Source organism: Mesorhizobium sp. M0244 (genome assembly GCF_040321795.1).
GTDB lineage: Bacteria > Pseudomonadota > Alphaproteobacteria > Rhizobiales > Rhizobiaceae > Mesorhizobium.
Genome location: NZ_JAMYSE010000081.1, coordinates 19,953 through 28,707, shown reverse-complemented (window position 1 = coordinate 28,707; position 8,755 = coordinate 19,953). Strand labels below are relative to the sequence as shown.

Genomic DNA, 8,755 nt, shown 5'->3' with positions numbered 1-8,755 from the left:
CTGCAGACCTGGCTGAAGCTGGCCCGCATCGCGCATGGCCCCCTCTTCCGCCGCGTCACGGGGCAGGGCAAAGCTGTGGGCGCCGAGCGGCTCAACGATCAGGAGGTGGCGCGGCTGGTCAAGCGCGCGGCGTTGGCCGCCGGCGTGCGCGGCGGCTTGTCGGAAGGCGAGCGCGGCCAAAAGTTTTCCGGCCATTCGCTGCGCGCTGGCCTCGCCTCGTCGGCCGAGGTCGACGAGCGCTATGTGCAGAAGCAACTCGGCCACACAAGCGCTGAGATGACCCGCAGATATCAGCGGCGGCGCGACCGGTTTCGAATCAACCTCACCAAGGCGTCGGGATTATAGAGGACGAAGTCCCCTCCCCTGCCAATCTGGCATACCTCTCCCAAATTCGGGCGTTGCGTGCCAATAGGCTCAATGCTGACCAATTTCAGTCCGTCCTTGCAAATCAGGAATGGTACTCCATAATTGCGAGGATGATCGCCGCATCGAAACGCAACTCGCCGGACTGATAGAGCTCTCCCTGCGGTGGCACTGATTGGGCCGCGCCAAGTCGGCAAGACTACGCTTGCGCTCGAAATAGCCGAGACACGGCCGTCGATCTATCTCGATCTCGAATCCGATGCGGACAAAGCCAAGCTTGCGGAGCCGGAACTCTACCTTGCCGAGCATGAGGGCGAGTTGGTGATCCTCGATGAGGTCCATCGGCTTCCACTGTTCCAGAATTCATAGGAATGGCTCGACACGCCCTGCAATGATGCCACGTAGGGCGGCCTCGGCCGTCTCTGCCGGCCTCCCCCGCAGTTGTTCGGGCAACACCACGCCCGATGCTGCCTCACGGAGGCGCACGGCCATCTCCGCCAGCAGCGCCTCGGCTCTGGTGACAGGCAGATCGATGGTTCGAGCAAGTGCGAGAAAGTCGTGACGTGTCAGACGATCATCCTTGCCATTGAGCTTTAGCGCCATGCGATCGCCAGCGAGGCCAGGAAACACCCGGGTTGTGACGGCATCATAGAGCGGTGCAAATCGTACCGTCTCAAACTGACGCGACCCGGGACTGGCTATTTTGAGCAGAGCAAGGTTCTTCAGATGCATGTCGCCGTCGGCGATGAACCAGGCGAACAAGGCACGTCGAAACAGGATTTCGAGGTCAACTAACGGGTCCGTCGAGAGCGGCCGAAGCCCCCGTCCCATGCGCTCGATCGTACCGTCATATTTGGCGGAGGCCGGAAGGTCCAGGATCGAGCAAAAGTCCTCCATCGCCAGCATCCTGTTATCGTCCAGGCTGCGTCGGATGTCGAAGCGCTCGACCACAAGCGCCGGCGGCATGCCATCGGGCATGTCGATCAGCGCGGCAGCAGGTACCTCGAAGCCAGCGACCCTGCCGAGCTCAAGGCAAAGCCACTCGACGATGGGTAGTGTCTCGAAGCCAGCCGTGCCGGCAGGTTTTAGAATATGAGTGAACGGCTGCTCCACCGCCGGCAGCAGCAGACCTTCCAGCGTCAAACACATAGGAGCTTTGATCTGGACCCCCGACAAGCGCGGCGTCTCCGCGTTGGTAAACAGCCTTGCGAGGTTCTGCTCGAACGTTTCCTCGATCTCGCCCCTCGCCGGCCCCGCGTAGCGACCGGTGAAGCGGCCGGTCTCCGAGAAGGCCACGAGCTGGCCCTGCAAAATGTCGGCGGGAAGCTTGGCAAGCTCCGCACGGGTCTTGACGATGGCGATGTTCGACATATAGCGCTTGCCCGATTTGAGCACGTCGCGCTCATCGCGCTGATGCAGAACCTGAGCGAGCCACCCCTCCGGCAAGAGCGACTCGATGAATGGCGGCAGTTTGCCTGGCATCGTCTCGCGAATGAGCGGGGGGCTGCCTGTTCGGCCAGCAGGGTTCCATCGCCATTCGAAGCCGTCGTGGGTCAGTTGTCCGAGCGGGATTCCGTGCCAGGCAACGAGAAACTCCAATGCCGCCTTGTTGCCGGCGATTTTGTCGGCGTCGGCTCGCGCCAGCAGATAGCGTTCTGCCCCCTCCCCTTCCCGATACCAGCTGTTCTCGCGAGCGAGCGCCCAAACCGCGTCCGCGGCGGCTTGCGGCGATCCAAACTCCTCGATGATACGCGCAGCCATTTGTGCTCGCATCGGCCCGGCTATCGCACTCGCGTGCTCGCTACGCAGCCGGAAGGCTTCCAGAAAGCGCTGTCGTGGAGACGAAGCATCGGTGCGCAGCTCCCCCATGTTATCTCCGACCACGACGCGCACCGTCGAAGGGTGCGCCGGCGCCTCATTTTGAATAATCTCCAGTGTTCGCAGGCGGGTGCGCTGGTTGCGTCGCCCGCTGATAAACAGCCGCCCGTCCGGCGTAGGTCCGAGCAGAATCGCACTTGCCGATGACAGGTAGGCCGTTGGATAGAGGTAGCGTGCGATCCGAACCGCGTGGTCCAAGATCGTGGCCTCGATGTCATCCGCAGCATCGACATAGATACCGCGGACGAGTTGAACCAATTCGCCTACTTGCGCACGCAGATGGGCGCGCTTGGCGTCTATTGTCTCTCCAACTAGATGAAGCAAGGAAATTATCTCGCATCTCAGATGCGTGATAATTCGGCCAAGACGCAAACGATGTCAAGGATTATCGCGCATCTGAGATGCGAGATAATTCCGTGACCCCCAAAAGTTGCGAACGTACGGGTGGCTGGCCCCATACTCGAATTCGGCAACAGGATAGCAAGCACTGTGGGCGCTTGAGAATGCCGAGAAGCCGACGCAATGAGGCCGAGGCCAACCTTTGGGCCGGCTGTCGACCCGGCGGGAGATCATTCGCCTTAATCGGCTCATCGAGGCCGTTGAAGAGGCCGTGCAGTGGATCAGATCGTCCCTCTTTCTGCGGAGTGCGGCCAGCGCTCGTTCACTTTATCATTGCAGGAGGGCGATCCGTGGTGGCCTCGACCCTACCAGCCGGCTCGGCATGCGTAATAGCACGTCCATTGGATGATGCTGTTCTCATTCGCGCAGATCCGCGCTACGGCCACCATGATCAAAGCGCGCCGCGCCTGGCTTGGCGCGCTCCATCCGCGGTGGCGGCATGAACCCTGTCGCGTTCCTCTTGCCATGCGATCTCGTCGGCATCCTGCTGCGCGCGCGCAGTGTCGATGCCGGGATGAAAAAGGCCGCCGCGCGGTTTTCAGCACCGCTTCGACGATGGCCACCCTTAGCGAGTCGCGCGGAAGCTTGGACAGATCGATCTCGACGGCGGGAATCTTGTGTTCCCTGAGGCGCCGTATCTTGGCGTCGTCCGCGAAATGGGTGACGGCGACCTCGACGAACAGGTCATAGCCGTGAGCCCGAACATAGAGGTCGGGAATGATGGTCTTGGGATCGTTGTACTCAAGCCGAAGGAACTCGGTATCGACCTCCAGGCTGGGCTTCGTCACCACGTGTTTGTTATGAAGCCCAAGCCGCTCAGGTAGAAGCAGCTTCGGATCGCTGCGAAACGCTTCCTTGGCCAGCAAATGAAGGACGGTCTCGGGCCCTCCTCCGCACACCTCACCACCATGGTGCGCGAAATGGGGTACTTGGCGATCTGCTTTCAATCGGGCTACGAGTTGACTCTCACACGCGGGGCAAACGCACCTGCAAGCGAGGCCACGCTGGACTTCCCCTATGTGAGCGAATGTTCCGTCGAGTCGCTTCCCATAGACGAGTTGCGCCCGATCGGAGCCAAAGGACTTTCGCGCCTCGTCGCGATCGTGCTGGTCGGCCATCGCTTTAAAACCCGCGCTCTAATATCATCACCAATGACCAGTTCAAAAGGAGCCTGACTGCCGTCGGCGGGCTGGAAAGGCCTTCCCTGCGCCCGTTCGCAGTTGCAACCTTTTTGCCCGCTGACGAACGCGATTTTACTGCCGTAAATAATGCTCTTTGTGGCAGAGAAAACATGCATTTAGCCAGCTGAGTGGGGAGAGTTCTTGCTTCGAAGGACGAGCAGCCGCTATTGCGACGATATTAGTATTCGCCAGTAAGAGGCCGGCAGGTGCCGTTAACCTTCTGTTAACCTAAAACTTCTTGCGGGGCTTTCCGAATCGGAGCTTAATGGCGCTTGTTGAATAGTTTCATCGCAAAAAGCGCCAATTCAGGTTTCGACGAGAATGAATATCGCCATGCGGCTACCACGCTTCGAGTTCGACGATAAGATTCTCGAGCAGGGTGCTGAGATATCGCGACGCCTCAATCAGCTTCGCATGGAGAAATTTCCACCCAATGCGACGAAGACGCTGCGTCCATTTTCGATGGCAGAAGTCGCCCACTATCTTGGTGTATCGCAAAACAATCTGAAGCGGCTTCACCTCGAAGGCAAGGGACCTTTGCCTGACCAAGTCCCTTCCGGCCGACGCTCCTACACGGCCGCACAGATGCTCGAACTTCGCCATTTCCTGGACCAGCATGGCAGGACCGAGGTCAAGAAGTATGTTCCGCATCGCAAGCCTGGCGACAAGCTCCAGGTCGTTGCTGTCGTCAACTTCAAGGGCGGTAGCGGCAAGACAACGACTGCCGCCCACCTCGCCCAGCACTTGGCTCTGACCGGCCACCGTGTCCTTGCAATCGATCTCGACCCGCAAGCCTCGCTGTCCGCGCTGCATGGGTTCCAACCCGAACTCGATCACAACCTCTCGCTTTATGAGGCGATCCGTTACGATGACGAGCGCCGGCCGATCTCCGATGTGATCGTGCCGACGAATTTTCCTGGGCTCGATATCATTCCGGCCAATCTCGAGTTGCAAGAGTACGAGTACGATACGCCGCTCGCCATGCAGGATAAATCGTCCAGTGCTGGCCGGCAATTCTTCGTCAGGATTGCAAAGGCCTTGTCCGAGGTGGACGACCGCTATGACGTGGTGGTTGTCGATTGTCCTCCGCAACTCGGCTATCTGACTCTGACGGCCATGTCGGCGGCGACGTCCGTTCTCATCACCGTTCATCCTCAAATGCTCGACCTGATGTCGATGAGCCAGTTCCTGTTGATGCTCGGCGGAATTTTGAAGACCATCAAAGCCGCCGGCGCGGCGATCGAGCTCGATTGGTTTCGCTACCTGATCACGCGATACGAACCGACAGACATTCCGCAAGCGCAGATGGTCGGCTTCATGCAGTCGATGCTTGCCGGCCAGATCCTCGATAATCCCATGCTCAAGTCGACGGCGATTTCGGATGCGGGCCTGACGAAACAGACCCTCTATGAGGTGGAGAAGTCGTCCTTTACCCGCTCTACCTATGACCGGGCGCTTGAATCGCTGGACGCGGTGAACTCGGAGATCACGGCTCTTGTCCATCGCGCTTGGGGGCGGTCATGACAGCGCGGTTTACGGCAGTAAAAAGCGGAAATTTTGATCGTGAAATCAGTCGACTAACCGCGAATCGGAGCGATTGAATGGCACGCAAGGACATTTTCGGCAGTGTCATGGGCCCCACAACGGCAATTGCCGATGGCCAGGACGTCTCGAGCTACGCCGTTCGTGGCGCATCACGGTCGATCATACAGTCGTTCGAGGAGCTCTCGAAGAGTTCAGTCGTCGATCTCGATCCGGCTTTGGTCGACACGTCATTCGTCTCGGACCGTATGGACGATGATGATGATGCCTTTCAGGAGTTGCTGACGGCAATTCGTGAACGAGGGCAGGATTCTCCGATCCTGGTCCGACCTCACCCTGAGACTTCGGGACGCTTTCAAACGGTCTTTGGCCATAGGCGCGTCAGGGTCGCCCGGCAGTTGGAAAGGCCTGTACGCGCTGTCGTCAAGAAGATGGACGATAGGGACCATGTCATAGCCCAAGGCCAGGAGAACGCCGCCAGAGCCGATTTGTCCTTCATCGAGCGGACGCTTTTTGCAGACCGCATTCTCAAGCGAGGCCATTCGCCTGACACAGTGAAATCAGCTCTTGCGCTCGACGATACGACCTTCTCGAAGATGCGTTCTGTGATCAGCAACATTCCAGAGCAGGTCATTTTTGCGGTGGGCGCGGCCAAAGGCATTGGCCGAGACCGCTGGTGGCAGCTTGCCAAGCTCATGGAGCATCCTGGTGCCGCGGCGAGGGCAACGGAGTGCGTGGCAATCGCCGATTTCGCGCAGCCAGGCAGTGAGGCCCGTTTTGCCCGTCTGTTCGACTTTGTGAGCGCCCCGGTGAAGCGCCCGCGGGCGCCATCGAAGCCCCAGGAGCGGGCCTGGGTACCCCAGGACAAATCGGTTCGAGCCAAGATCACCGACACGGGAAAAGTGTTTACGCTTGCCTTGAAGTCCAAGGAAGCGTCGCCCTTCGGCGCATTCATTGCCGGCAAACTCGATGAGCTTTTCGAGGCTTTTCGGGCGTCGGAAATGGCGAAGAAAACAGGAGACTAAGACCGCAAAAGAAAAAGGCCCCCGAACGTCACCGTCGCGGAAGCCCTTCTCAAGTCTGTAGCAAGCTGAGAATCGCATTTCCCCGAATCACTGTCAAGAGTCGTGGCGTCGTTTCGGCGAGTTGATTTCTTTTGCCTGATTGAAAGGCGAGGGAAATGGAGAGTGGGTATGGAACGACGCCCTTTGGGCGGCGGCCGATGACGCTTGCGCTGGTGCAAGCGAACGCGGCATCACGAGAGATTCCTGATGGAGCTCTTGTCGAGAAGTGGCAGGTCTATCGTTGGTTGTGCGAAGGCAAGGCTGTCGTAGGTGTGGGAGATCGCGCTCTGGCCGTGCTGAGCGGGCTCTTGTCCTTCTATCCGGACGACCAGATCAGCGAGGAAAACGGCCTGATGGTCTTTCCCTCGAACGCACAGTTGTCACTGCGCACACACGGCATGCCCAGTTCCACATTGCGGCGACATCTGGCCGAGCTGGTGAGTTGCGGCCTGATCATCCGCCGGGACAGTCCAAACGGCAAAAGGTTCGCCCGGAAAGGGAAGGGTGGCGCTATTGAGGAGGCGTTCGGATTCTCACTGGCGCCGCTGCTGACGCGGGCCGCTGAGTTTCAGCATGCTGCCGAACAGGTGCGCGCCGACAGCCAGGCGCTCCGGTTAATGAGGGAGCGGATTACGCTCCATCGTCGCGACATCCACAAGCTTGTCGAGGTTGCGATCGAGGAGGGCGTTCCTGGCGCCTGGGGAGCCATCTGGAGACGGTTCAGGGCCATTGTAGATGCAATCCCGCGGCGGGCAGGGCTGTCCGAACTGGAGGCAATCGTTGCCGAGCTGACCAGACTTCATGACGAAGTGGACATGATGCTGGAAAACTTCATGAATTCCATGAATCCTAGCGCCAATGAGTCCCAAAATGAGCGGCAGCAATCTGATTCAAACACAGACTCCATTTTTGTATTTGAACCGGCTTTAGAGAAAAGCAGGGCGACGGTCGAGCCAAGACCGGCAGCCGACGAGAAACCCAAAAGCTATCCGATAGGGCTTGTGCTGAAAGCCTGCCCCGAAATTTCAGACTATGCCGTGCGCGGGATCGGAAACTGGCGCGATTTGATGATCACCGCGGCCCAGGTACGAGGCTACCTTGGTATTTCACCCTCAGCATACGAGGAGGCTTGCCATGTGATGGGCCAGGAGACCGCCGCAATCGTGATTGCCTGCATCTTGCAACGGGCCCAGCACATCAACTCGGCCGGCGGTTATCTGCGGGTTTTGACCGAAAAGGCGAGGGCGGGGCAGTTTTCGGTTGGGCCTATGCTGATGGCGGCGTTGAAGGCGAACGGTATGACAGCAAGGATGACAGGGTAAACCATTGACGGATCGGCTCGCGCTGATGCGGGGCTTGCATGGCACACCATGTGAGGCTATATTTGGCCTCACATGGAATGGAGAGTGAAATGCTAGCGTTTGGAAATGTCGCCGACGTGTTGGGGCTGCCCGTTAAGGAGGTGGCGTCACGGTCGCCTTTCGGGCTGATCTCCCGGATCGAGGATGGACTTCCCGTCGGGGCGCTCGAGCGCGTTGCGCATCTTCTGGCGCCTGGCGATGCTCAGTTCAAATACCGGCTGATCCCCAAGGCGACCTATGAGCGGCGCAAGACGGTACATCGTCTCTCGTCGGACGAGGGCACACGATTGGCCCGCGTGGCGCGCGTCTGGGGACTTGCTGTCGATGTCTGGCAGAACGAAGAGGAAGCGCGCGATTTCTTGTTTCGGCCGCACCCGATGATTGAGGACAAGCGACCGATCGACGTCGTTATCCTGAGCGAGTTTGGCGCCGAAATGGTGGTCGATATCCTCGGAGGTCTGAAGTACGGCAGTGCTGCGTGACGGCGCAGACTCTCGATCGCACGCTATCGTCCTTTCGCATCGGCAATCCGGCCGGCACCTACCCGATCTTCGACGCGACCGGCTCGACAATCGCGCCAGGGCGATGGAACACGCCCGGAAGTCCTATCATCTACACCAGCGAGCACTATTCGACGGCCTTGTTGGAAAAGCTGGTGCATGGCAGCGGCCGACTGCCGCCCAACCAGCACTACCTCGAAATCACAATCCCGCGCGGGCTGAGCTACGAGGTCTTTTCCCAGCCGTCACTGCCCGGCTGGGACACGATGCCAGCGACGGTGAGCAAGGGATTTGGCGAAACCTGGTGTTTAGAACGGCGCAGCGCCATCCTGCTGGTACCGAGTGTCGTGGCGCGTCTCGATTGCAATGTGCTGATCAATCCGGCGCATCCGGAGTTTTCAAGGATCCAGACCAGCCTCCACCAGCCCGTCTATTGGGACCGGCGGCTGTTTGGCGCGTAGGCTTTC

At 59.3% G+C, this 8,755-nt stretch carries 10 protein-coding genes; 8 read left to right on the top strand and 2 right to left on the bottom strand.

Going from position 1 to position 8,755, the window contains the following annotated elements:
• Both NKJ08_RS30540 and NKJ08_RS30535 read left to right on the top strand, forming a co-directional pair.
• Positions 1 to 345 (top strand): tyrosine-type recombinase/integrase (locus tag NKJ08_RS30540; protein ID WP_352784859.1); only part of this gene is annotated, 345 nt, incomplete at its 5' end.
• A gap of 183 nt (positions 346 to 528) precedes the next feature.
• A complete protein-coding gene (locus tag NKJ08_RS30535; RefSeq protein WP_352530547.1) occupies positions 529 to 732 on the top strand; it encodes an AAA family ATPase in 204 nt (67 codons plus the stop codon).
• Here NKJ08_RS30535 and NKJ08_RS30530 read toward each other — a convergent pair.
• Both NKJ08_RS30530 and NKJ08_RS30525 read right to left on the bottom strand, forming a co-directional pair.
• Entirely contained in the window at positions 727 to 2,499 is a 1,773-nt protein-coding gene (locus tag NKJ08_RS30530; protein ID WP_502896170.1) for a type II toxin-antitoxin system HipA family toxin, read from the bottom strand. The genes NKJ08_RS30535 and NKJ08_RS30530 overlap by 6 nt on opposite strands.
• A gap of 446 nt (positions 2,500 to 2,945) precedes the next feature.
• The gene (locus NKJ08_RS30525; RefSeq protein WP_502896169.1) at positions 2,946 to 3,506 is read right to left on the bottom strand and encodes a hypothetical protein; all 561 of its coding nucleotides are present in this window, start codon (positions 3,504 to 3,506) and stop codon (positions 2,946 to 2,948) included.
• On the opposite strand from NKJ08_RS30525, the gene NKJ08_RS30520 reads away from it, so the two are divergent.
• The 6 genes from NKJ08_RS30520 (at position 3,507) to NKJ08_RS30495 (ending at position 8,749) form a co-directional block, all read left to right on the top strand.
• Positions 3,507 to 3,815, top strand: coding sequence for a hypothetical protein (locus tag NKJ08_RS30520; protein ID WP_352530597.1), 309 nt, complete (start codon positions 3,507 to 3,509; stop codon positions 3,813 to 3,815).
• A gap of 327 nt (positions 3,816 to 4,142) precedes the next feature.
• Complete coding sequence (gene repA / locus NKJ08_RS30515; protein ID WP_352530551.1) at positions 4,143 to 5,345, top strand: plasmid partitioning protein RepA; 1,203 nt, start codon at positions 4,143 to 4,145, stop codon at positions 5,343 to 5,345.
• A gap of 77 nt (positions 5,346 to 5,422) precedes the next feature.
• Positions 5,423 to 6,388, top strand: coding sequence for a plasmid partitioning protein RepB (repB, locus tag NKJ08_RS30510; RefSeq protein ID WP_352530553.1), 966 nt, complete (start codon positions 5,423 to 5,425; stop codon positions 6,386 to 6,388).
• Between the two features lie 155 nt (positions 6,389 to 6,543).
• Positions 6,544 to 7,749: a plasmid replication protein RepC gene (gene repC / locus NKJ08_RS30505; protein WP_352530555.1), complete on the top strand. Its 1,206-nt coding sequence runs from the start codon at positions 6,544 to 6,546 to the stop codon at positions 7,747 to 7,749.
• A gap of 89 nt (positions 7,750 to 7,838) precedes the next feature.
• A complete protein-coding gene (locus NKJ08_RS30500; protein WP_352530557.1) occupies positions 7,839 to 8,270 on the top strand; it encodes an antitoxin Xre-like helix-turn-helix domain-containing protein in 432 nt (143 codons plus the stop codon).
• Positions 8,267 to 8,749, top strand: a complete 483-nt coding sequence (locus tag NKJ08_RS30495; RefSeq protein ID WP_352530559.1) for an RES family NAD+ phosphorylase — start codon at positions 8,267 to 8,269, stop codon at positions 8,747 to 8,749. The genes NKJ08_RS30500 and NKJ08_RS30495 overlap by 4 nt, the downstream gene beginning before the upstream one ends.
• Positions 8,750 to 8,755: the final 6 nt, after the last annotated feature.